This is a genomic window from Marinobacter lipolyticus SM19 (assembly GCF_000397065.2).
GTDB classification, from domain to species: Bacteria; Pseudomonadota; Gammaproteobacteria; order Pseudomonadales; family Oleiphilaceae; genus Marinobacter; species Marinobacter lipolyticus.
In genome coordinates this window covers 28,017-51,848 of sequence record NZ_KE007326.1, presented here as the reverse complement: position 1 = coordinate 51,848, position 23,832 = coordinate 28,017, and the positions used below count along the sequence as shown (strand labels likewise).

The window sequence follows — 23,832 nt, the reverse complement described above, 5'->3', positions numbered from 1 at the left end:
TTGCAGGAGAAGACCATGACATACGAAGAGCTGATTGAGCGGCTGGATCCAGCGGTTTACCAGAATCTGCGCCGTTCTATTGAGCTGGGCAAATGGCCGGATGGCCGCGCGCTAACGCCAGAGCAGCGCGAGATCTGCCTGGAAGCGGTTATCTATTACGAGAATACACACGGCATTCCCGAGACCGAACGGGTCGGCTACCTGGATCGCGGAAGCAAGGCCGGAACCGCTTGCGACCCATCGGTGAAACAGGCATCTGCCGCCAGTGATGTGGATCCATCGCAGTTTGTCGAGGTCAAGTCTTGAAGGCATTGGTGGATGTTAGTGGCAGGCTCCGGAAGATGCCGGCTGAGGCTGGCCAGCCGGTCGATTATGTGATTCAGGTTGGCGATACGCGGGTTCCCCTTAACGACATGATCGGGTACCCGGTACAGATAGACTATGACGGGATTATCCGTTGTATCCACTGTGATCGTGTCACCAAAAAGAGTTTTGGTCAGGGCTACTGCTACCCTTGTTTCCGCAAGCTTGCGGCTTGCGACAGCTGCATCATGAGCCCGGAGAAATGCCATTATCACGAGGGCACGTGTCGCGAGCCGGAATGGGGTGAGACCCATTGCATGGTGGAGCACGTGGTGTATCTGGCAAACTCATCGGGTCTGAAAGTCGGTATTACCAGGGCTTCCCAGGTGCCGACGCGGTGGATCGATCAAGGTGCGGTTGAGGCTATCCCCATATTGCGTGTTGCCACCCGTCAGTTGGCAGGATTCGTTGAAGTGGCCTGTAAGGAACACGTATCTGACCGGACTAACTGGCGCGCCATGCTCAAAGGTGATGTGCCTGAAACGGATCTGGCGGCCGAGCGCGACAGGTTGCTGGCATTGATCGCCGACGATCTTGAACAACTGAAAGCAGCCCACGGAGAGGGTGCGTTACAAGCAGTGGATGAGCGGGGACTGGGGCTCAGTTATCCGGTCCAGGTCTGGCCGCAGAAAGTCAAAACCCATAACCTGGACAAAGAGCCTTCTGCGGAAGGCACGCTCCAGGGCATCAAGGGGCAGTACCTGATGCTTGATACTGGAGTGATCAATATTCGTAAATACACCGGATATGATGTCCGCTTCCGGGTATTTCCCAAGACCTGAGCCCGTTCGAGAGTCACATTGCGAGAACCAATTTGCATCGGCACTTTTCAACTCGCGCCGACTGACACGAATTTCTGGAGACAGCCCATGCGTACCAACCAGCCAAAGACTACTTACCTGAAGGATTATCGAGTACCGGATTTTCTGGTGGATCACGTTGATCTCAGGTTCGAGCTGTACGAAGACGGTGCCCGCGTCCACAGCACGTTATCCATGCGACGGAATCCGGAGTCGGTCGACAGCCGTGGAGCCCTGGAACTGGATGGTGACAGTCTGAAATTGGAATCCGTGGCCCTCGATGGCGATGCCCTGGATACGGCGCAATACGAGGATCTCGGTGATTTGCTGGTGATTGCCGATGTACCCGATGCCTTTGAGCTTCAGGTGGTCACCTGGATTGAACCCCACAACAACACCCGTCTTGAGGGGCTATATAAGTCCTCGGGAATGTTTTGCACCCAGTGCGAGGCCGAGGGCTTCCGTTGCATCACTTTCTTCCCGGACCGGCCAGACGTGATGGCTCGGTTCCGTACGCGGATAGAAGCAGACAAGTCCAGCTACCCGATCCTGCTGTCCAACGGTAACGATATTGAACGTGGTGACCTGGCGGACGGCCGACACTTTGTGACCTGGGAAGATCCGTTCCCAAAGCCTTGCTACCTGTTTGCACTGGTGGCTGGCGACCTGGTGGAAAAGCGGGACAACTTCTCGACCATTTCTGGTCGCGATATCGATCTGCGGATGTACGTGGAACCACGCAACTCAGAGAAATGCGAACACGCGATGGATTCCCTCAAGCGCTCCATGCGCTGGGATGAAGAAGTCTACGGGCGGGAATACGACCTGGATATTTTCATGATCGTTGCCGTGGATGACTTCAACATGGGGGCGATGGAAAACAAGGGGCTGAACATTTTCAACTCCTCGTGCGTTCTTGCCAGCCAGGAGACCGCGACGGATCTGGCGTTCCAGCGTATTGAAGCAATTGTGGCTCATGAGTACTTCCATAACTGGTCCGGCAACCGTGTCACCTGTCGCGACTGGTTCCAGCTCAGCCTGAAGGAAGGCTTTACGGTCTTCCGGGATTCGCAGTTTTCGTCAGACATGGGCTCGCCCACGGTCAAACGTATCGAGGACGTCACCCTGTTGAGAACGGCGCAGTTCGCCGAGGATGGCGGCCCCATGGCACACCCGGTGCGCCCGGCGTCGTACATGGAAATTTCCAACTTCTACACCCTGACCATTTATGAAAAAGGGGCGGAAGTGGTACGGATGATTCATACCTTGTTGGGCCCCGAGTTGTTCCGAAAAGGCAGTGATCTTTATTTCGAGCGTCATGATGGGCAGGCCGTTACCACGGATGATTTTGTCAAAGCCATGGAAGACGCCAGCGGTCGTGATCTCTCACAATTCCGTCTCTGGTATGAACAGGCAGGCACTCCGGTGCTCAACATCAGCGACCGTTACGATGAGCAGGCCGGTACTTATAATCTGACTGTTGAGCAGGCCATTCCTGATACGCCTGGTCAGGAAGATAAGCGGCCCCAGCATATCCCATTTGCGCTGGGCCTGCTTGATGGCAGCGGAAACGATATGCCATTGAAGATGGCCGACGGTGACGATGACGCGCCTGCCGAGCGGGTGCTGGAGTTGACGGAGACAAGCCACACATTCGAATTCAATGACGTCAGTGAGCGGCCGGTTCCCTCGTTACTGAGGCAATTCTCTGCGCCCGTGCGGGTGACTTATCCCTGGACCAGGGAGCAACTGCAGTTCCTGATGAGTCACGACTCCGACGGATTCAACCGTTGGGATGCCGGCCAGCGGCTGGCGGTGGATGTGATCTCATCTCTGGTTGGCGCCCCGGACAAGGCCGAGATTGAGCCCCGGCTGGTGGCTGCCTATCGCCATCTGATGTCGGATCCCTCTCTGGACCAGGCTCTGGTGGCCAAGATGTTGCAGCTGCCGTCGGAAGCCTACCTGATTGAGCTGGCTGACAGTCCGGATGTGCAGGCAATACACCGGGCGAGGGAGAGGGTGCTTACTCACCTCGCGATTTCCCTCAGGGAAGATCTGTTGGCGTGTTACCGTCGTATCGACTGCACGGGGGTCTATGAATTGACACCAGTAGCCATTGCTGGTCGCAGCCTGCGAAATACGGCGCTGGCCTGGCTGCTGCACATTGATGATGAGGAGGGCAGGGATCTGGCCGTAAACCAGTTCCGGGAAGCGGATAATATGACCGACCGCATGGGAGCGCTACGGGCGTTGGTGAACTCCGGTTTTGCGGCGGACCGTGATCAGGTGCTGGAGGCGTTCTACCAGCAGTTCTCCGATGATCCACAGGTCGTAGAGCAGTGGTTCTCGGTGCAGTCTTCGAGCCCTGCGACCGGAGGCCTTGATCAGATCCGGCAGTTGATGGCGCACGAGGCGTTCGATTGGAAAAATCCCAACAAAGTGCGTTCGGTTATCGGCGTGTTTGCCGGTCAGAACCTGGCGACGTTCCACGCGGCGGATGGTTCCGGGTACCGTTTCCTGGCGGATCAGGTATCGCGGCTGGATGACAGCAACCCGCAGATTGCGGCGCGCCTGGTGACACCGTTGACCCGCTGGAAAAAGTTTGCGCCGGTTCATGGTGACCAAATGAAAGCTGCTCTAGAGCAGATTCGCGACAAGCAAGGGTTGTCACGGGACGTGTATGAGGTGGTTCACAAGAGCCTTGCGGGCTAGGGAAGGCCCGCGAAGGCCAAAATCGCACTTTCGGTCGATAGACAATATTGGCCAATCGTCTAATCTGTGTTGAATAGTCGATAAACCATAAAACGACAATAAAAGGCCCTTCTAAGGGCTTCCAGACGGAAGTAAGGTTTCAAATGATCTATAACAAGAACTTTTTACTGGGCAGCATGCTTGCACTTTCCGTGGCTTCTGTTCCGGCGTTGGCCGCCGTTTCATCCAGTGAGGCTGCCCGGTTGGGGCAGGATCTGACGCCATTTGGTTCAATCAAGGCGGGCAATGGGGCAGGGACCATTCCCGCCTGGGATGGCGGTCTGACCACCCCGCCGGATGGATACAAAGGCAGCGGCCAGCACCACATCAATCCGTTCCCGGATGATGAAGTGCTGTTTACGATCAATGAATCCAACGTGGATCAGTACAGTGAGCACCTTACTGATGGTGTAAAGGCAATGGTTGAGGCTTACCCCTCTACCTTTCGGATCCCTGTCTACAAGACTCGCCGTACCCATGCCGTTCCGGACTGGGTTGCCGAGAACACAAGGGAAAATGCCGTGAACGCGGAGATCGTTGGCGAGGGTGAAGGTCTCGACGGCGCATTTGGCGGCTACCCGTTCCCCATATTGCATGGTAATAATGAAGAAAAGGCATGGCAGGCGATCTGGAATCACCTGACCCGGTGGCGTGGAGTCAGTGTCACTCGCCGTTCCAGTGAGGTGGCGGTCCAGACCGATGGCGATTACTCTCTCGTTACATCCCAGCAGGAAGCCTTCTTTAATTTTTACAACCCGGAAGGCGGTGAAGAAGATCTCGACAACGTCATTTTCTACTACCTCTCGTTTACCCAGTCACCGCCTCGTCTGGCGGGTGGTGCAATCCTGATCCACGAAACCCTGAATCAGATCATCAATCCGCGCAATGGCTGGGGATATAATGCCGGTCAGCGTCGTGTGCGCAGGGCTCCGAACCTGGGTTACGATTCTCCAATTGCAGCTTCTGACAATCTTCGTACGGCGGATGATACCGATATTTTCAACGGTGCCCTGGATCGGTATAACTGGAAATACGAGGGCATGCGGGAAATCTACATTCCCTATAACAACTACCGCATTGGTGAAAAAGGCACGCCTTACTCTGAAATTCTGGGCGTGTCTCATGTCAATCCGGATCTTACCCGTTGGGAACTTCACCGTGTGCACGTTGTGGAAGCCAACCTGAAGGACGGTGAGCGCCACATCTACGCCAAGCGTCGTTTCTATATTGATGAAGACAGCTGGAACATCGTTCTGGTGGATCAGTACGACGGTCGGGGAGAACTCTGGCGTGTCACCATGGGCCTTCCCAAGAACTATTATGAGCTTCCGGGCGTGTGGACAGTGTTGGATGTCTATCATGACCTACAGGCACGTCGTTATCACGTTCTGGGTCTGGATACCGAAGAACCGAATACCCGGATCTTTTCGGATGAAGTTCCCAACAGGCGTTACTTCTCACCCGCGTCGCTACGTCGCCGGAGTGTACGCTGAGGGTTTATTGCCTCGGCACTACAGAGACACAGTTCAAACAACATAAATAGGCAATCTGAATGGCTACAAGGTTGATGTGCAAGACTCTGGGTGCGGCTTGTCTTGGAGTATCCATGGCACTGTCCGCTCCCTCGGTGTTTGCGCTTGCAGATATCATCGAAACTCCATCACGGCCAACCGATCTGGCGCCCCAGTCACTGCTTAACGATGTGACCAAAGCGGGTGACAGGATCGTGGCGACAGGTGAGCGGGGCCATATTATCTACTCGGATGATGAGGGGCAGACCTGGGAGCAGGGGCAAGTGCCCGTATCTGTCACCATGACGGGTATTGATTTTGGTACTGAGCAGCATGGCTGGGCCGTGGGCCACAGTGGGGTCGTATTGCACTCAGGCGATGCTGGCGAAACCTGGGAACTCCAGTTGACCGGTATCGAAGCAGCAAAACTGGCTATTGAGACCAAGCAGGAACAGATTGCCGAGCTTGAAGAGCAGATCGAAGAGGCGCCTGAAGAAGAAAAAGCGGATCTTGAATGGGCCTTGGACGACCTGTTTTTTACCATGGGAAACCTGGAGGCCGATCTTGATGTCGGCCCGGTGAATCCGCTGCTGGACGTATGGTTTGAAAACGAGGACCACGGCTTTGTCATCGGTGCCTACGGTATGATTTTGCGTACCAACGATGGTGGCGAAACCTGGCGTGACTGGTCAGCGCGGATTGATAACCCGCAAAGTTTCCATCTCAACAGCATCACTCAGGTGAGCGGTGGCGCCATCGTGATCGTTGGTGAGGCAGGCAATATTCACGTATCCGCTGATGGCGGGGATACCTGGGAGCGTCGTGAAAGCCCTTATTCGGGGTCGCTCTTTGGCGTTATCGGTACCGGTAAGGCCAACGAAATGCTCGCATTCGGCCTCCGTGGCAACAAGATGCTCTCAACGGACCTGGGGCAGTCCTGGGAAATGATCCCTAATGACGCAGGGGCAACCCTGAATAGTGGCATGGTTGCGGACGATGGGCGAATTACTCTGGTCGGAAACGGCGGCGCTGTTCTGCTAAGCACAGATGGTGGTCGATCCTTCCGTTCATATTTCCGCGATGACCGGGAAAGCGTCATGGCGGTTGTTCCTGTTTCGGGAACCAACCTTCTGATTGTTGGCGAGGGTGGCGTTAAGTTCACCGACGCTCGTGGCAAGAACCTTCAATAACGCCCTGATGTGGCATCAACAAAACGAAATAGAGGGGCTTTGAATGTCGAACCCGAAGCACGACAAGGGCGAACATTACCTGACGACACCGAAGGCAGAACCGTTTCTTGAACGGCTGATCTTCAACAATCGGGCTATCATCCTGATTGTATTCTTTTTCCTGACGCTGTTTCTTGGCTATAACGCCATCAAAATACAGCCGGATGCCAGTTTCGAGCGGATGATTCCGCTTGAGCATCCATACATCGTGAACATGCTGGACCACAGAGACGACCTGGAGAACCTGGGGAACTTTGTGCGTATTGCCGTCGAGGTGAAAGAAGGCGACATTTTTACCAAGGAGTACATGGAAACTCTGAAACAGATCACCGATGAGGTGTTCTACCTGAACGGTGTTGATCGCTCGGGGCTGAAGTCTCTGTGGACCTCTAATGTGCGTTGGGTCGAAGTGACTGAGCAGGGCTTCCAGGGGGGGACTGTGATCCCCGATGGCTATGACGGATCCCGTGACAGTCTGGAAGCATTGCGCCAGAACGTTCTGCGCTCAAACGAGGTTGGCCGTCTGATTTCGGACAACTTCCGTTCCACCATCGTGTATGCGCCATTGTATGAGAATAACCCGGAGACCGGTGAACCGCTGGATTACGGTACGTTCTCCCGTCAACTGGAAGAGAAAATTCGTGACAAGTATGGCGCGAGTAATCCCAATATTGAGATCCATATTGTTGGCTTTGCCAAGAAAGTGGGTGACCTGATTGAGGGTATTGGTTCGATTGCCTACTTTGCCGGCATCACGATTCTGCTGACGACGCTGCTACTGTATGGCTACTCCCGCTGTATATCGGGCACATTGGTGCCGGTGTTTTCGTCCATCGTAGCGGTGTTCTGGCAGTTGGGTATCCTCAAGCTTCTCGGCTATGGTCTGGATCCCTACTCGGTGCTGGTGCCGTTCCTGGTGTTTGCCATTGGTATCAGTCATGGGGTTCAGGTGGTAAACGCCATGGCGATCGAGGCCTCCAAGGGATTCGATCCGATTACCGCTGCGCGGCTTGCATTCCGGGCTTTGTATATCCCGGGCATGCTGGCGCTGATTTCCGATGCCTTCGGCTTCCTGACTTTGCTCTTTATCCAGATTGACGTCATCAAGGATCTGGCAGTCGCTGCTGGTCTGGGTGTTGCCATCGTGATCATCACGAATCTGGTTCTGCATCCGTTGATTATGTCCTACATCGGTATCACCAAGGGTGGTATCCGTCATGTGCAGAGTCATGGTGAGAAACAGGATCGTAAATGGCGGGTCATGTCTTACTTCGCCCATCCTGGTGTCGCGCCAGTGTCACTGCTGATTGCGGTCATTGGCCTGGGCGCTGGTCTTTACTTTAAGCAGGGGCTGAAAGTAGGGGATCTGGATCAGGGGGCACCAGAGCTGCGTGCGGATTCCCGTTATAACAAGGACAACGCCTACATCATCGACAACTACTCGACCAGTGCTGATGTGCTGGTGGTTATGGTGAAGACGCCTGAAGAACAATGCACTCAGTATAACGTTCTGCGTGCCATGGATAGCCTGCAGTGGGAGCTCCAGAACACACCGGGAGTCCAATCGTCCGCGTCGCTGGCGGATGTGTCGAAAATCGTTACCAAGGCGCTCAACGAGGGTAACTGGAAGTGGTACGAAATTTCCCGTAACCAGACCATTATCAACGCGTCCATTCGTGAGGCCCCGGCGGGCCTGATCAACACCAACTGCGATCTGACGCCGGTACTGGTGTTCCTCGAAGACCATAAGGCCGAAACGCTGCAGACCGTCGTAGACCGTGTTGAGAAATTCGCGGAGAACAACAGCAACGAAGAGCACACCTTCCTGCTGGCGGCTGGTAATGCCGGTGTGGAGGCCGCCACCAACGAAGTCATTTCCAGTGCCAAGAACATGATGCTGGCCTTTGTTTATGGTGTGGTCAGTTTTCTGTGTCTCCTGACGTTCCGTTCGATCCGCGCGGTGATCTGTATTGTGACTCCGCTGGGTCTTACCTCGATCCTGTGTGAAGCGATCATGGCGACGTCCGGAATTGGTATCAAGGTAGCGACCTTGCCAGTCATTGCACTGGGCGTCGGCATTGGTGTGGACTACGGTATCTATATCTACACGAAACTGGAGAAGTTCATACTGGAAGGCAAGGCGCTTCAGGAGGCGTATTACGAGACCCTGCGTTCAACCGGTAAGGCGGTTATCTTTACCGGCGTAACCCTGGGTCTTGGGGTGGTCACCTGGATTTTCTCTCCAATCAAGTTCCAGGCGGACATGGGCTTCCTGTTGTTCTTCATGTTCCTGTGGAACATGGTTGGGGCCATTTGGCTGCTGCCGGCGCTGGCGAGATTCTTGCTGCGCCCGGACCACATGCTTGCCAAGGCGCGGTCTAAAGAGTAAGCGCCCTCCGCCCGACAAAAAAGCCCGCATTGCGGGCTTTTTTGTTTCCCGGTCAACTGGTTAGCCAGCTAATGCAACCTTTATTTATGGTGCGAAGTGGTCTATGTTTCAAAACGAACCGGAAGTTTGTCCGTATGTGGATGCGGGCATCATATGATAATGATGAAAAAGGAAGATCCCATGACACTAAAAATTAGAAGCTCCGTTTTCGCGCTTGCTGCCGCAGTCAGCCTTGGTGCCGCCTCCTCAGCCGTCTCCGCTCAGGAGCAGCGGTTTGTCACCATTGGTACTGGTGGGGTAACCGGCGTTTACTACCCGGCCGGTGGTGCGATCTGCCGCCTGGTCAACATGGATCGGAAGGAGCATGGCATTCGTTGTTCTGTAGAGAGCACCGGTGGTTCTGTCTATAACCTGAATGCCATCCGTGAAGGTGAGCTGGATCTGGCGGTCGCCCAATCTGACTGGCAGTACCACGCCTATAACGGCACCAGTGAATTTGAAGACGCTGGCAAGAATGAAAAGCTGCGGGCGGTATTCTCGCTGCACCCCGAGCCATTCACTGTCGTTGCGAGCAAGGGTTCCGGCATCAAGACCTTTGAGGACCTGGAAGGCAAGCGCGTCTCCATTGGTAACCCCGGCTCCGGTCAGCGAGCCACTGCGGAAGTGCTGATGAAGGAAATGGGCTGGGACCAGGATAAGTTCTCCCTGGCAGCCGAAATCAAGGCCGCAGAGCAGTCCCAGGCCCTGTGTGATGGCAATATCGATGCCTTCTTCTACACGGTTGGCCACCCATCTGGTGCGATCAAGGAAGCGACCACTTCCTGTGACAGTGTCCTGGTCAATGTGGATAATGCCGCGACCAAGAAGCTGATCGACGAGAACCCATACTATCGTAAGGCGGTTGTTCCGGGTGGCATGTACCGTGGCAGTGATGATGACGTAACGACCTTTGGTGTTGCGGCGACCTTCGTCTCTTCCACCGATGTGCCGGACGACGTTGTGTATGCGGTCGTCAAGGCTGTCTTCGAGAACTTCGACAGCTTCAAGCGCCTGCATCCGGCTTTCGGGAACCTGAACAAGGAAGAAATGGTTTCTGATGCGCTGAGTGCCCCGCTGCACCCGGGTGCTGTGAAGTACTACAAGGAAGCTGGCCTGATCGACTGATCTGTCTGCGTCTCAACACAGCGGGCCACGTGCCCGCTGTGTTGTCTCTCCGGGGATTAATCTTTCACGTAACAGGAACTATTTATGGCAACAAGCGACCCGGAAAGCGGGACTGGCATGGATGGCGGAAAAGTAAATCAGATTCTGCAGACAGAAACCGGGGGCAGGGTAGGCAGCGGAAATACGGCCATTCTTCTCTTTATCGTCCCTCTGGCGTGGTCATTGTTTCAACTCTGGATTGCGTCGCCACTGCCATTTATTTTCAATATCGGAATCTTCAACTCCACGGAAGCGCGTTCCATTCACCTGGCCTTTGCCGTGTTTCTGTCATTTACTGCCTTTCCTATGATCAAGGGACGGAACCTGCACTGTGTCCCGGTTTATGATTGGGTTCTGGCTCTGGTAGCCGCGTTTTGTGCGTCCTACCTGTATGTTTTTTACAGGGAATTGGCCAGCCGGCCCGGAGCGCCAACAACGACAGACCTATGGGTCGCGATGATTGGCCTGGTGTTGCTGTTGGAAGCAACCCGTCGAGCCCTCGGCCTTCCCCTGACCATTGTTGCCGCTGTTTTTATCACCTATTCCATCGCCGGGCCCTATATGCCCGATGTGATTGCCCACAAGGGAGTCAGTCTCAGCAAGCTGGCATCCCATCAATGGTTGGGCACTGAAGGCGTCTTTGGTGTCGCATTAGGCGTTTCTACCAGTTTCGTTTTCCTGTTTGTTCTGTTTGGCGCCTTGCTTGAGCGGGCCGGAGCCGGTAATTATTTTATTAAAGTTGCCTATGCATTACTGGGGCATATGCGTGGTGGCCCGGCCAAGGCTGCGGTTGTGTCCAGTGGCTTGAGTGGTGTGATTTCGGGGTCTTCGATAGCGAATGTTGTGACCACCGGCACGTTTACCATCCCTTTGATGAAGCGGGTCGGATTTCCTGCCACAAAGGCGGGTGCCGTTGAGGTGGCAGCGTCCACAAATGGCCAGCTTACACCCCCGATTATGGGTGCCGCTGCATTCCTGATGGTGGAATACGTTGGCATTTCCTATCTGGAAGTGATCAAGCACGCCATCCTGCCGGCGTTGATCTCCTATGTTGCCCTGATTTACATCGTTCACCTCGAAGCCTGCAAGCTGAAGATGAAAGGCGTCGAACGACTGGATCGTCCAACGCTTCCTCAGCGAATGCTGAACTGGGTGGTTCTGCTGATTGGTCTGATCGCCCTGACGCTTATCGTCTATTACGGTATTGGCTGGATCAAAGATTGGCTGGGTGAAGGGGCGCCCTGGGTTCTGGGCCCTCTGCTTGTTCTGGTTTATGTCGGGTTGGTCGGATACGCCACCCGCTTCCCCGAACTTGAGATTGACGACCCGAACAAGGAAATGGGTGATCTGCCTCCGGTTGGTCCCACTGTAAAGACGGGGCTGTATTTTCTGCTGCCGGTTGTTGTGCTGGTATGGTGTCTGACCGTAGAGCGTTTCTCGCCCCAGTTGTCAGCGTTCTGGGCGACCGCTTTCATGATTTTCATTGTGCTGACCCAACGCCCTCTGAAAGCATTCTTCCACAAGCAGGGCGCCTTTTTTGACAGCTTCAAGACCGGGTTTTTCGATCTTGGTCATTCTCTTGTCACCGGTGCGCGCAACATGGTCGGGATCGGTGTCGCAACCGCAACAGCGGGTATTGTGGTCGGTACAGTTACCCTTACAGGGATTGGTCTGGTGATGACAGAGTTCGTGGAATTTCTGTCCGGCGGCAATCTTCTGTTGATGCTGATCTTCACCGCGATTATCAGTCTGATTCTGGGGATGGGGTTGCCCACCACCGCAAACTATATCGTGGTGTCGACCCTGATGGCACCGGTCATCGTTACTCTGGGGGCCCAGAACGGGTTGCTCGTTCCCCTGATCGCCGTTCACCTGTTTGTGTTCTACTTCGGCATCCTGGCGGATGATACGCCGCCTGTAGGGCTGGCGGCCTACGCCGCCGCTGCAATTTCCGGGGCTGATCCGATCCGAACGGGGATTCAGGGTTTTACCTACGATATCCGGACGGCCATCCTGCCATTCATGTTTATCTTCAATACGCAGTTATTGCTGATCGGGCTGAGTGGTTGGCTGGACTTGCTGATTACCATCTTCAGTGCGGTGACGGCGATGTTGGTGTTCTCGGCGGCCACTCAGGGGTTCTGGTTTACCAAGAGCTACAAGTGGGAGTCACTGCTCCTCATTCTTATAACCTTCACCATGTTCCGGCCTGGTTTCTGGTGGGACATGATTTATCCGCCCACTGAAGACCGTCCGGGGGTGGAGATCATGGAGTATGTCGAGAGTATTCCGGCTGATAAAACCATTGTGTTGAAAGCTTCGGGTATGTCGCTGGACGGTAGTGAGGTTTCCAAGTACCTCAAGCTGGAGATTCCGGCCGGGGAGACGCCGGAAGAGAGGTTGATCGCTGCAGGCATGGAGTTGCGACCCGATGGTGACGTAATGTCTGTGGACTTCGTCGAGTTTGGTAGCCCGGCCCAGGATGCCGGCATTGACTTCGGCTGGACTATTGAAGCTGTACAGGTAGAACTTGATCGCCCGCCCAGGGAGTTGATGTTTATTCCCGCACTGATTCTGCTTGGCCTTGTGGCGTTCGGGCAGCTGCGCCGAAAAAGCAGGGAAGACGCAGCTGCTACAACGGCCTGACGGTTCCTGCGGTTAGCAAAACCCGGCATTAACCCGCCGGGTTTTTTTCTGTTAAACTCCGCTGCGAATGTGGCCCGCGGTTTGTATCGCGGATGGCCACCAACATGTGATCTTTGGTACGGATCACCGCTGAGTCCCACAGGAGAAGATAATCATGCCCGTAGTTACCCTGCCAGATGGCAGTCACCGCAGTTTTGCCGAAGCCGTCACCGTTCACGACGTGGCCGCTGATATCGGCGCAGGTCTCGCCAAGGCCGCTATTGCTGGCCGAGTTAACGGCACATTGGTGGATACCAGTTACCAGATTGAAGATGACGTTGATCTCGCCATTGTGACCGAGCGGGATGAAGACGGCGTTGATATTATCCGCCATTCCACAGCCCATCTGCTGGCAATGGCCGTCAAGGAATTGTTCCCTTCGGCCCAGGTGACTATCGGCCCCGTGGTCGATAACGGCTTCTACTACGATTTCAAGTTTGATCGCCCGTTTACCAACGAAGATCTGGCGCGTATTGAAAAGCGCATGGAGGAGTTGGCCAAGCAGGACATTCCCGTGTCGCGTTCGGTGATGTCCCGGGATGAAGCGGTCAAGCTCTTTGAAGGTATGGGTGAGGAATACAAGGTCCGAATCATTGAGGATATCCCTGGTGATGAAGACCTGTCTTTCTACCGCCAGGGTGATTTCATTGACCTGTGCCGCGGGCCTCACGTACCCAACACCGGCAAGCTCAAAGCGTTCAAGCTGACCAAGGTGGCTGGCGCCTACTGGCGGGGCGATACCGGTAACGAACAGCTCCAGCGCGTGTACGGTACAGCCTGGGGTAACAAGAAAGACCTCAAGGCCTATCTGCATCGCCTGGAAGAGGCCGAGAAACGGGACCATCGCAAGATCGGCAAGAAATTGCGCCTGTTCCATATGCAGGAAGAGGCCCCGGGGATGGTATTCTGGCATCCGGATGGCTGGTCGCTTTACCAGGAAATCGAGCAGTACATGCGCGATATCCTGCGTCGTCACGACTACAAGGAAATCAAAACGCCTCAGGTCGTTTCACGGGCGTTGTGGGAAAAGTCCGGTCACTGGGACAAATTCCATGATGACATGTTTACCACCGAGTCTGAAAAGCACGACTTTGCTATCAAACCGATGAATTGCCCGTGCCATATCCAGGTATTCAACCAGGGTCTGAAGAGCTATAAGGACCTGCCGCTGCGCCTGGCGGAATTCGGCTCCTGTCACCGTAACGAGGCCTCCGGAGCGTTGCACGGGTTGATGCGCGTTCGCGGGTTTACCCAGGACGATGCCCACATATTCTGCGAAGAAGATGCTATCCAGCAGGAAGTGTCCCGCTTCATCGATCTGCTTCACGAGGTGTACAAGGATTTCGGTTTTGATCAGATCCTCTACAAGCTGTCGACCCGTCCGGAGAAGCGTGTAGGATCCGACGAAGTATGGGACAAGTCAGAAGCGGCCCTGGAAGAAGCATTGAATCGGGAAGGTGTGGATTGGGAATTGTTGCCTGGTGAGGGCGCGTTCTACGGTCCGAAAATTGAATTCTCTCTGAAAGACTGTATCGGTCGGGTATGGCAATGCGGTACCATTCAGGTCGATTTTTCCATGCCGGGCCGCCTTGGCGCCCAGTATGTGGCCGATAATTCCGAGCGCAAGACGCCTGTCATGCTGCACAGGGCGGTCCTCGGGTCGTTTGAGCGTTTCATTGGTATCCTCATCGAGGAATACGAAGGCGCATTTCCGACCTGGCTGGCACCAACCCAGGTAGCGGTCCTCAATATCACCGATAATCAGCGTGATTATTGTCAGAATCTGGCGAAAAAGTGGGATTCTTTGGGCTATAGGGTTAATGCTGACTTGAGAAACGAGAAGATCGGCTTTAAAATCCGCGAGCACACTATTAATAAAGTTCCTTTTTTGGTTGTTGTCGGTGACAAGGAAATCGAGAACAGCGCCGTTGCAGTGAGAACCCGCAAAGGTGAAGATCTGGGAACTATGTCGCTTGAAGCGTTCGAACAGCTGCTGGCTGATGACATTCAACGCAAGGGCAGAACCAAAACGGAGATCTGATTATTAAACAGCGAGCGAATCGGGGTGGGCGCACACCTAAAGCGCCGATCAATGAGAATATTGACGCAACTGAAGTCCGCCTGATAGATGCCGAAGGCAATCAGGTCGGAATTGTTCCGATCGAAGATGCTCTCAAGCGGGCTGAAGAGGCCACTCTTGATCTGGTACAGGTTACGGATTCCGATCCGATCGTCTGTAAGATAATGGACTACGGCAAGAAGGTCTTCGAAGAGAAGAAGGCCAAGGCGGCTGCCAAGAAAAAACAGAAGCAGACGCAGGTCAAAGAGCTTAAGTTCCGTCCAGGAACTGAAGAAGGGGATTATCAGGTCAAACTACGCAACCTGGTACGTTTCCTTGAAAACGGGGACCGCGGCAAGATCACTATTCGCTTTCGTGGACGTGAGATGGCACACCAGGAAATTGGTATGAAGCTCATGGGCCGGATCGAGGCAGATATTGAAGAGCTTGCAACGGTTGAGATGCGGCCGAAAATGGAAGGCCGGCAGATGACCATGATTGTGGCTCCCCGCAAGAAGAAGTGAACCTGATCGGGTGATGATCCCCCGCGAAGCGGGGGATTTGTCGTTCAGGGACACATTTTGTTTTATTTAAAAATAGAATGCGGAGTTTTAAAAATGCCTAAGATGAAAACCAAAAGCGGAGCCACCAAGCGGTTCAAGAAAACCGCCACTGGCTTCAAGCACAAGCAGTCCTTCACCAGTCATATCTTGACCAAGAAGAGCCCCAAGCGTAAGCGTCAGCTCCGTGGTACCAAGCTGATTGCCAAGTCTGATGTGGCTTCCATCAAGCGTATGACAGCGTGCTGATTCAGCCGCTAACCATTCCTGCAAAGGTTTAAAGGTAGAAGGATTAAAGTATGGCTCGTGTAAAGCGTGGCGTGGTAGCACGTCGTCGTCACAAGAAGATTCTCAGTCAGGCCAAGGGTTATTACGGAGCGCGTAGCCGCGTCTATCGTGTAGCCAAACAGGCGGTCATCAAGGCCGGTCAGTACGCATACCGCGACCGTCGCAACCGTAAGCGCGCATTCCGTGCACTGTGGATTGCTCGTATCAACGCGGGTGCCCGTGCCAACGGCCTGTCCTACAGCCGTCTGATCGCTGGTCTGAAGAAGGCTAACGTTGAGATCGATCGTAAGGTTCTGGCCGATCTGGCCATGAACGAGCAGCAGGCATTTGCTGCCGTAGTTGAGAAGGCCAAAGCGTCCCTGTGATCGCTTAAGCTCTTTCATCGATTACTCATCGATCCGGGCGTTCCCATGATTTCATGGTGACGTCCTCTAATAGGGGAAGGGCGCGCTCTTCCCCTATTTTTGTTTACAGATACTTGTTTTAGTACTCCCATTTCTGGTTTGGAGCAGGGTCAATGGAAAACCTGGAGCAACTGGTTCAGGACGGGTTGGCTGCGGTAGAAAGCGCCGACAGCTTGCAGGCACTTGATCAAATTCGTGTTGAATACCTAGGCAAGAAGGGTGTGATCACCCAGCAGGCAAAGACGCTGGGCAAGCTGTCCGCCGAAGAGCGCCCCGCTGCCGGCCAGAAGATCAACGAGGCCAAGGGCCAGGTAGAGCAGGCCATCAATGCCCGCCGTTCTGACCTTGAGCGCGCTGCCATCGAGCAAAAGCTGGCCAGCGAATCCATTGATGTTACCTTGCCCGGCCGTGGCCAGGACCTGGGTGGGCTGCACCCGGTAACCCGCACGCTTCAGCGTATCGAGAACTTCTTCGCCCGTGCTGGCTATACCGTGGAGCAGGGTCCTGAGATCGAAGACGACTATCATAACTTCGAAGCCCTCAATATTCCCGGTCATCACCCGGCCCGTGCCATGCACGATACCTTTTATTTCAATCCTGGTACGTTGCTCCGCACTCATACCTCACCGGTACAGATCCGTACCATGGAAGCAGGAAAGCCTCCATTTCGCATGATCTGCCCGGGGCGGGTCTATCGCTGTGACTCCGACATGACCCACACCCCGATGTTCCACCAAGTGGAAGGGTTGCTGGTAGAAAAGGATGTCAGTTTTGCTGATCTCAAGAGTACGGTTGAAGAGTTCCTGAGGGTGTTCTTTGAGCGTGACCTGGAAGTTCGATTCCGTCCTTCCTACTTCCCGTTCACCGAGCCGTCCGCGGAAGTGGATATCGAGTGGGGGCGTGAGGCCGATGGTAGCATCAAGTGGCTGGAAGTCATGGGCTGCGGGATGGTACACCCGAAAGTATTTGAACATTGCGGTATTGATGCTGAAGAGTACCGTGGCTTTGCCTTTGGTCTGGGGGTTGAGCGCCTGGCCATGCTTCGCTACGGCGTTAATGATCTGCGCATGTTTTTCGAGAACGATCTGCGGTTTCTGCGCCAGTTCCGGTAACACAGCGATCGACAGGCAATTCAATTAACAGGCAAAACCGCATCAGGACAAGGCAAATACCATGAAATTCAGTGAACAGTGGCTGCGCGAATGGGTTAACCCGGCACTCAACACCCAGGAATTAATGGATCAGATCACCATGGCTGGGCTGGAAGTGGACGGCTTCGAACCGGTTGCGGGGCAATTCAGCGGTGTGGTTGTCGGGGAAGTGATCTCCGTCGAGCCGCACCCGGATGCTGACAAGCTTCGCGTATGTCAGGTCAGCAATGGCCAGGACACGGTGCAGGTGGTCTGCGGCGCGCCGAATGTGCGTGACGGGCTCAAGGTTCCGTTTGCTGTGGTGGGTGCGGTGCTCCCCGGTGATTTCAGGATCAAGAAAGCCAAGCTGCGCGGGCAGCCTTCCGAAGGCATGTTATGTGCCGAGTCAGAGCTGGGGTTGTCGGATAGCCACGACGGATTGATGGAATTGCCTGCGGATGCGCCTACTGGTCAGGATCTGGGGGATTACCTCAAGCTCAACGATGTGACGATTGATGTCGACCTGACACCCAATCGGGCGGACTGCCTTTCCATCAAAGGAATTGCCCGGGAAGTGGGCGTGCTGAACAGCATGGTGGTTGATGCGCCGGAAATTGAACCGGTGGAAGCGGTCCACTCTGAAGTACCGGATATCGCTGTAAAGGCTCCGTCTGGTTGCCCCCGTTATCTGGGTCGCATTCTTCGCAATGTGAACCTGCAGGTCGAATCTCCGTTGTGGATGCAGGAAAAACTCCGGCGCTCTGGTATCCGTTCCATTGATGCAGCAGTGGACGTTACCAATTACGTCATGCTGGAGCTGGGCCAGCCGATGCACGCCTTTGATCGTGATGAGATCAAGGGCGGGATTGTGGTACGGATGGCGGAGCAGAGCGAAAAGCTGGTGTTGCTGGACGGTCAGGAAGTGGAGCTGACAGCCGAAACACTGATCATTGCGGATCATGAAAAACCGGTGGCCATCGCCGGTGTCATGGGCGGCGAGCATTCTGGTGTGAGTACGGCAACCCGTGATCTGGTGCTGGAGTCCGCCTATTTCGATCCCATTTCTCTGGCAGGCAAGGCCCGTCATTATGGTCTGCATACGGATGCCTCCCATCGTTTCGAGCGGGGTGTGGATTATGAGCTCGCCCGTGACGCCATGGAGCGTTGCACGGCGTTGCTGATGGATATCGTGGGCGGTGAACCCGGAGATATTGTTGAAGTGGTCAGCGATGAACACTTGCCAGCGGATCGAACTATCGACCTGCGTGAGCAGCGCGTGGCCGACGTACTGGGCCTGGCTATTGACCGCACCACGGTAGAGGAAATCCTGACCCGTCTCGGTTTGCATATCGACAAGCTGCTGAAGGATGGCTGGTGTGTGCACGTGCCGACGTTCCGCCCGGACATCTCTATTGAGGAAGATCTGATTGAAGAGATTGGCCGGATCTACGGATACAACAACCTGCCGGTCACCGAGCCTGTAGGTTCCCTGGGGCTGCGCCCTGAGGAGGAGGCCGTTCGCCCGGTGTCTGCCATTCAGAACTACTTTGTTGCCCGTGGCTATCAGGAAGCCGTGACCTACAGTTTTGTAGATCCCAAAGTTCAGCAACTGGTTGATCCTGAACGTGAAGGCATTGAATTGGCGAATCCGATTTCCTCGGATCTGTCGGTCATGCGTACAAGCCTGTGGAGTGGCTTGCTGAAGACCGTCGCCCATAACCAGAACCGGCAACAGCCTCGTATCCGCTTGTTTGAAACAGGCCTGCGCTTCCTGAAGAATGGCGATGCCATTGACCAGCAGCCAATGCTGGCGGGCGTTGTGGTGGGCTCGCAACTGCCTGAAAACTGGGTGAATGGCCGCAGGGCCGCTGACTTCTTCGATGTCAAAGGAGAGCTTGAAAGCCTGTTCCGTCTCCTGGGTATCGACATTCAGTTTCTGGCCAGTCAGCATCCGGCACTACATCCGGGGCAAACGGCGGAGCTGGTACGCGACGGTGAACATGTTGGCTGGCTCGGCACATTGCACCCACAAGTTCAGAAAAATCTTGAACTTAATGGCGCGATCCTAATGTTTGAGCTATCCTTGAATTCGATCGTCTCCGGATATGTGCCTAATTTCAAAGAAATTTCAAAATTCCCTGAAGTTCGGCGAGATTTGGCTATTATTATCGGAAACGATGTGGCGTTTGCCGATGTGGAGCGTGTAGCCAAAAAACATGCTGGTGAGCGCCTGACGGCGTTGCGTGCGTTTGATGTCTATGAAGGCGAAAGCCTGGGTGAAGGTAACCGCAGCCTTGCCCTCAGCCTTTTCTGGCAGCATCCTGATCGCACGCTCAACGAAGAAGAGGTGCACTCGCTCTTTAACGGTGTCATTGATGCGTTGAAGGAAGAGTTGGGGGCAACACTGAGGAGTTAACAGATGGCGGCGTTGACGAAAGCGGAAATGGCTGAGCGCTTGTACGAGGAACTGGGCTTGAACAAACGCGAAGCCAAGGAAATGGTTGAAGCTTTTTTCGATGAAATCAGAGGCGCACTCAGCCATAACGAGCAGGTGAAGCTCTCCGGATTCGGCAACTTCGATCTGCGTGACAAGAAGCAGCGGCCGGGACGGAACCCGAAAACCGGTGAGGAAATACCGATCAGTGCACGGCGGGTCGTTACGTTTCGTCCAGGGCAGAAATTAAAACAGAAAGTAGAAACGTATGTTGGAACCGAGTCATAACAACGAATTACCCGTTATCCCGGGTAAGCGCTATTTCACCATTGGTGAAGTGGCGGAGTTGTGTGCCGTAAAAGCGCACGTACTCCGTTATTGGGAGCAGGAATTTCCTCAGTTATCGCCGGTCAAGCGCCGTGGGAATCGCCGTTACTATCAAAGAGCGGACGTGATTACCATCCGCCAGATCCGGAGCTTACTCTACGATCAGGGCTATACCATTGGCGGCGCCAAGCAGAAGCTGAGCAGCCATGAGGTGAAAGATGACACCTCACAGTACAAGCAGCTGATCCGGCAAATGATAACCGAGCTGGAAGACGTGCTCGACGTGTTGAACGCGCCATTGCGTTGATCCGCGCGGGTCGGTCGAAAAACCGAAGGTTCGCCTTCGGTTTTTTTATGTCTGCAATAAGTATCGACTATGCTGATTGATGTTGTTGCGTCTACTAACCGAAACACAGGGACAGGATATGGCCTTGAAACTTCACACTATTGTTTGCAGTACCCGCCCGGGGCGTGTTGGCCCTGCGGTCGCTACCTGGTTCAATGACTTTGCCAACAGTCAGGGGCAGTTTGAAAGCAGCCTGGTGGACCTGGCTGACTTCAACCTGCCAGTCTACGATGAGCCCAGGCATCCGCGTATGCAGCAATACGAGCATGAACACACGAAAGCGTGGTCCCGGAGTGTTGCCGCGGCTGATGCCTACGCGTTTGTGATTCCCGAATACAATTACTGCCCGTCTCCGGCCTTTATCAACGCACTTGATTATGTTTACAGCGAATGGAACTACAAGCCCTGTGGCTTTGTCAGTTACGGCGGTGTGTCTGGCGGTTTGAGGTCGGCACAGGTCTCAAAGCAACTGGTCACGACCCTGAAAATGATGCCGATGGTCGAAGGTGTCATGGTGCAGATGCCGTGGGAGTTAATAGACGAGAATAAAACCTTCAAGGCCTCTGAGCACCACGAAAGCTCGGGTAAGGCCATGCTGGAAGAAATGGCCAAATGGGCGCAGGCTCTCAAGACCATGCGTTGAATCAATGAAAGGAGTGATGCCGTGAGTAATATATTGGCAGAAGCGGGGCAGACGTGTGATGTGACCGTTTCCCCTTGCAGTGCTGTTGAGCTGATTCTGACGCCAAGAGAGACCGATCTCGGTGGCTTCTCCGTCAGGCGTTTGTTGCCCACAGCGAAACGGAAAATGGTTGGCCCCTGGATTTTCTTTGATCACATGGGACCGGCACATTTCCCCGCAGGGCAGGGTATCAATGTGCGACCTCATCCACACATTGGTATCGCGACCGTCACGTACCTGTTCGAAGGGGAGATCCTGCACAGGGATTCTCTGGGAAGCCTGCAACCCATTCGTCCGGGGGATATCAACCTGATGGTTACGGGAAGTGGCATGGTGCATTCCGAACGGGAGCGCCCGGAAGTCACGGCGACAGATCATACCCTCCATGGCCTTCAACTCTGGCTCGCCCTGCCAGAGCAAGACGAGGAGATTGAACCGTCGTTTCATCACTACCCGAGCAATGACGTGCCAGCGGTAGATGTCGACGGCGTACCCGTGAGGGTGATGATGGGGAGTGCCTACGGCAGGACATCCCCGGTCCGACTGTTCTCCGATACCCTCTATGTAGAAGCCCATTTGCAGCCTGGACAGAGCCTGACTCTGCCTGAGGCAGAAGAGCGAGGGGTATACGTCGCCAGCGGTTCCCTGAGGGCTCAGGATACCGATATGCCCGCCCAGTCTATGACGATCTTCGCCAATCAGCCGGGTATTACGATTACAGCAGTGGAAGAATCACGGATTGCGCTGATCGGCGGTGCTCCAGTGGGCAAGCGGTTTATCGAATGGAATTTCGTGTCCAGTCGTAAGGAGCGCATTGAGCAGGCCAAAAATGACTGGACGGAGGGCCGGTTTGATAAAGTGCCCGGGGATGAGGTGGAGTTTATTCCGTTGCCCCACAAATGAGAGGAAACCGGCGCCCGGTTCTCAGCAGGGCGTCAGGAGTTTTCCCTGGCCAGTGCTATAAGGTCCTGGCGAATCTCGTCTGTGCTCAGGTCAGGTCTGAGTAACAGGCGAGCTTTGCCGTCCCGGTCAAATACATACACAGCGCTGCTGTGAGAGACCGCGTAGTTGCCGTCAGCATCGGGCTCGTCATAACCGAAGGTGGTGCGATAGCGTTTGGCAAGTTCCCGTAGTTCTGGCTCGTTGCCGGTCAGGCCTACGATCCGCTTATCGAAAAAATCAACGTAACGGGCCAGACGTTCCGGGGTGTCTCTTTGAGGATCGACGCTGACAAACAGGGTCTGTGTTTGAGACTGTAGTTCAGGTGGCATGGCCTTTATCGCCTGGCTGAGCTTCTGGAGTGTCGTTGGACAGACATCCGGGCAGGAAGTGAAGCCAAAAAACAGTAACCGTATCTGCCCGTCCAAATCGCTCGCCGTGACAGTTTCGCCCGAGGTGCCGGTCAGCTCAAACGCCAGCTCTGGCATCAGGCCCTGAATATCTTTGCCATGCCACGAACTGTCTTCTCCCAGGCAACCACTCAGCACGATTGTCGCGATCAGGATCAGGGGCAGATTCAGCCATGACCGAAAGTTAGCGGGAAAGTGGGAATTCATGAAGTTGTTACCTTGATCGAGGTGGATCGAGTCGAGTATTTGCCATCTTCGTGCATCGCCCGTCGCAAAATGATCAGAATACCCAGAATGCTCATCATGGCGGGCGGAATCCAGGTAATCAGTCCTCCGATCAGTTGGTCGGTTGCCGGTTCCATGGGCCATGCCCGGCCACACACTTCGTAGACGTCGTAAACCATGCCCCGGGAAAAGACGATGATGGCCCCTAGAATCATCTGAGGTATCGCGACCAACGCAAGGATCAGCATGCGCTTGCCATAGCCCAGAGAGGAGCTGAGAGCGGGAGAGCGGGGGTCAAAGATCAGCCACCAGAAGAGCAGGCCATCAAGCAGCATGCTCCAGTTCATGATCCAGTAGAGATTGCGGCTCAGCATCGCGTCAAAGTGGATTGGTGGCCATAACCAGAAATAGATCAGTCCCACGAACAGTGCGGAGGCGATTAACGGCTGCTGGAGGCCACGATACACAAATCCCACCGGTTGCAGGGCACCTTTGAGTCCGGGGCTTATCCGGTCGTACCAGAAGCGCATCACCGGTAACGGGTTGGACAGAGCAATCAGGAAGGGGCCGAGGTGGTGAAGAATCAGGTGTTGGCCCCGGTGAACGAAAAACATGTACTGGGAGTAGTAATCAAATCGGGTCTGCATAACGCCGTAGCACAGCATCACGCCCAGTATAAAGGTCATGGTTCGACCGGTGCCCGGTCGGTCACCTTCTGGCATGCGCAGAACACCATAGCCGTAGAAGGCCAGCACCAGCATATAGCTCAGAACGGTTAATGCTGAGAAATCGTAGGGTGCGACATAGTCAATAATGGACATGAGGGCGCCAGCAATTAGAACGCATTGGTGTTTTTGTTAAGGATTCTGAGTGTTGCCGGAAATGAAATGAATTACAAGATGGTGGACTCTGAAAGTCTGACTTGCATTCAGATAAAACAAAGCCCGGACCTTTCGGCCCGGGCTTTGTTTGAGGAATTGGTCGGGACGGCAGGATTTGAACCTGCGACCCTCTGCACCCCATGCAGATGCGCTACCAAGCTGCGCTACGCCCCGAAACGCTGTTAGCCAGAGAGAAACTTGGGAGAAATCTCAGTG

The 23,832-nt window shown here is 54.6% G+C and carries 20 protein-coding genes and 1 tRNA gene; 18 read left to right on the top strand and 3 right to left on the bottom strand.

Annotation, left to right across the window (positions count from 1 at the left end; genetic code table 11):
* Positions 1-15 precede the first annotated feature (15 nt).
* The 18 genes from MARLIPOL_RS12320 to MARLIPOL_RS12235 all read left to right on the top strand — a co-directional run bounded on the left by MARLIPOL_RS12320 (position 16) and on the right by MARLIPOL_RS12235 (position 22,064).
* Positions 16-306, top strand: coding sequence for a YeaC family protein (locus tag MARLIPOL_RS12320; RefSeq protein ID WP_012138485.1), 291 nt, complete (start codon positions 16-18; stop codon positions 304-306).
* A 35-nt stretch (positions 307-341) separates the two neighbouring features.
* On the top strand, positions 342-1,145 hold the full coding sequence (locus tag MARLIPOL_RS12315) for a DUF2797 domain-containing protein (protein ID WP_012138484.1): 804 nt from the start codon (positions 342-344) through the stop codon (positions 1,143-1,145).
* An 87-nt stretch (positions 1,146-1,232) separates the two neighbouring features.
* Positions 1,233-3,875 (top strand): aminopeptidase N, encoded by a 2,643-nt coding sequence (pepN, locus tag MARLIPOL_RS12310; RefSeq protein WP_012138483.1) that lies wholly within the window; start codon positions 1,233-1,235, stop codon positions 3,873-3,875.
* Positions 3,876-4,018: 143 nt separating this feature from the next.
* Entirely contained in the window at positions 4,019-5,407 is a 1,389-nt protein-coding gene (locus MARLIPOL_RS12305; protein WP_012138481.1) for a DUF1329 domain-containing protein, read from the top strand.
* 113 nt (positions 5,408-5,520) lie between these two features.
* On the top strand, positions 5,521-6,615 hold the full coding sequence (locus tag MARLIPOL_RS12300; RefSeq protein ID WP_012138480.1) for a WD40/YVTN/BNR-like repeat-containing protein: 1,095 nt from the start codon (positions 5,521-5,523) through the stop codon (positions 6,613-6,615).
* A gap of 43 nt (positions 6,616-6,658) precedes the next feature.
* Entirely contained in the window at positions 6,659-9,043 is a 2,385-nt protein-coding gene (locus MARLIPOL_RS12295; RefSeq protein WP_012138478.1) for an efflux RND transporter permease subunit, read from the top strand.
* 180 nt (positions 9,044-9,223) lie between these two features.
* A complete protein-coding gene (locus MARLIPOL_RS12290; protein WP_012138477.1) occupies positions 9,224-10,207 on the top strand; it encodes a TAXI family TRAP transporter solute-binding subunit in 984 nt (327 codons plus the stop codon).
* An 84-nt stretch (positions 10,208-10,291) separates the two neighbouring features.
* The gene (locus tag MARLIPOL_RS12285; RefSeq protein WP_012138476.1) at positions 10,292-12,892 is read left to right on the top strand and encodes a TRAP transporter permease; all 2,601 of its coding nucleotides are present in this window, start codon (positions 10,292-10,294) and stop codon (positions 12,890-12,892) included.
* A 154-nt stretch (positions 12,893-13,046) separates the two neighbouring features.
* Positions 13,047-14,972 carry a threonine--tRNA ligase gene (gene thrS, locus MARLIPOL_RS12280; RefSeq protein ID WP_012138474.1) on the top strand — a complete coding sequence of 642 codons (1,926 nt, stop codon included), beginning with the start codon at positions 13,047-13,049 and terminating at the stop codon, positions 14,970-14,972.
* Complete coding sequence (infC, locus tag MARLIPOL_RS18430; protein WP_082446173.1) at positions 14,969-15,514, top strand: translation initiation factor IF-3; 546 nt, start codon at positions 14,969-14,971, stop codon at positions 15,512-15,514. The genes thrS and infC overlap by 4 nt, the downstream gene beginning before the upstream one ends.
* 93 nt (positions 15,515-15,607) lie before the next feature.
* Complete coding sequence (rpmI, locus tag MARLIPOL_RS12270) at positions 15,608-15,799, top strand: 50S ribosomal protein L35 (protein ID WP_007151842.1); 192 nt, start codon at positions 15,608-15,610, stop codon at positions 15,797-15,799.
* Positions 15,800-15,849: 50 nt separating this feature from the next.
* Positions 15,850-16,203, top strand: coding sequence for a 50S ribosomal protein L20 (rplT, locus tag MARLIPOL_RS12265; protein ID WP_012138471.1), 354 nt, complete (start codon positions 15,850-15,852; stop codon positions 16,201-16,203).
* 152 nt (positions 16,204-16,355) lie between these two features.
* On the top strand, positions 16,356-17,354 hold the full coding sequence (pheS, locus tag MARLIPOL_RS12260) for a phenylalanine--tRNA ligase subunit alpha (protein WP_012138470.1): 999 nt from the start codon (positions 16,356-16,358) through the stop codon (positions 17,352-17,354).
* Between the two features lie 61 nt (positions 17,355-17,415).
* Positions 17,416-19,788 (top strand): phenylalanine--tRNA ligase subunit beta, encoded by a 2,373-nt coding sequence (gene pheT, locus MARLIPOL_RS12255; RefSeq protein WP_012138469.1) that lies wholly within the window; start codon positions 17,416-17,418, stop codon positions 19,786-19,788.
* A gap of 3 nt (positions 19,789-19,791) precedes the next feature.
* On the top strand, positions 19,792-20,094 hold the full coding sequence (ihfA, locus tag MARLIPOL_RS12250) for an integration host factor subunit alpha (protein WP_012138468.1): 303 nt from the start codon (positions 19,792-19,794) through the stop codon (positions 20,092-20,094).
* Positions 20,075-20,440, top strand: coding sequence for a MerR family transcriptional regulator (locus MARLIPOL_RS12245; RefSeq protein ID WP_012138467.1), 366 nt, complete (start codon positions 20,075-20,077; stop codon positions 20,438-20,440). The genes ihfA and MARLIPOL_RS12245 overlap by 20 nt, the downstream gene beginning before the upstream one ends.
* Positions 20,441-20,558: 118 nt before the next feature.
* Positions 20,559-21,122, top strand: coding sequence for an NADPH-dependent FMN reductase (locus tag MARLIPOL_RS12240; RefSeq protein ID WP_012138466.1), 564 nt, complete (start codon positions 20,559-20,561; stop codon positions 21,120-21,122).
* 21 nt (positions 21,123-21,143) lie between these two features.
* The gene (locus tag MARLIPOL_RS12235; protein WP_012138465.1) at positions 21,144-22,064 is read left to right on the top strand and encodes a pirin family protein; all 921 of its coding nucleotides are present in this window, start codon (positions 21,144-21,146) and stop codon (positions 22,062-22,064) included.
* Positions 22,065-22,096: 32 nt separating this feature from the next.
* On the opposite strand, the gene MARLIPOL_RS12230 is transcribed toward MARLIPOL_RS12235, so the two are convergent.
* From MARLIPOL_RS12230 to MARLIPOL_RS12220, 3 genes are all read right to left on the bottom strand, one after another.
* Positions 22,097-22,717 carry an SCO family protein gene (locus tag MARLIPOL_RS12230; RefSeq protein WP_012138464.1) on the bottom strand — a complete coding sequence of 207 codons (621 nt, stop codon included), beginning with the start codon at positions 22,715-22,717 and terminating at the stop codon, positions 22,097-22,099.
* A complete protein-coding gene (locus tag MARLIPOL_RS12225; RefSeq protein ID WP_012138463.1) occupies positions 22,714-23,556 on the bottom strand; it encodes a cytochrome c oxidase assembly protein in 843 nt (280 codons plus the stop codon). The genes MARLIPOL_RS12230 and MARLIPOL_RS12225 overlap by 4 nt, the downstream gene beginning before the upstream one ends.
* 157 nt (positions 23,557-23,713) lie before the next feature.
* A tRNA-Pro gene (locus tag MARLIPOL_RS12220) sits at positions 23,714-23,790 on the bottom strand.
* Positions 23,791-23,832: the final 42 nt, after the last annotated feature.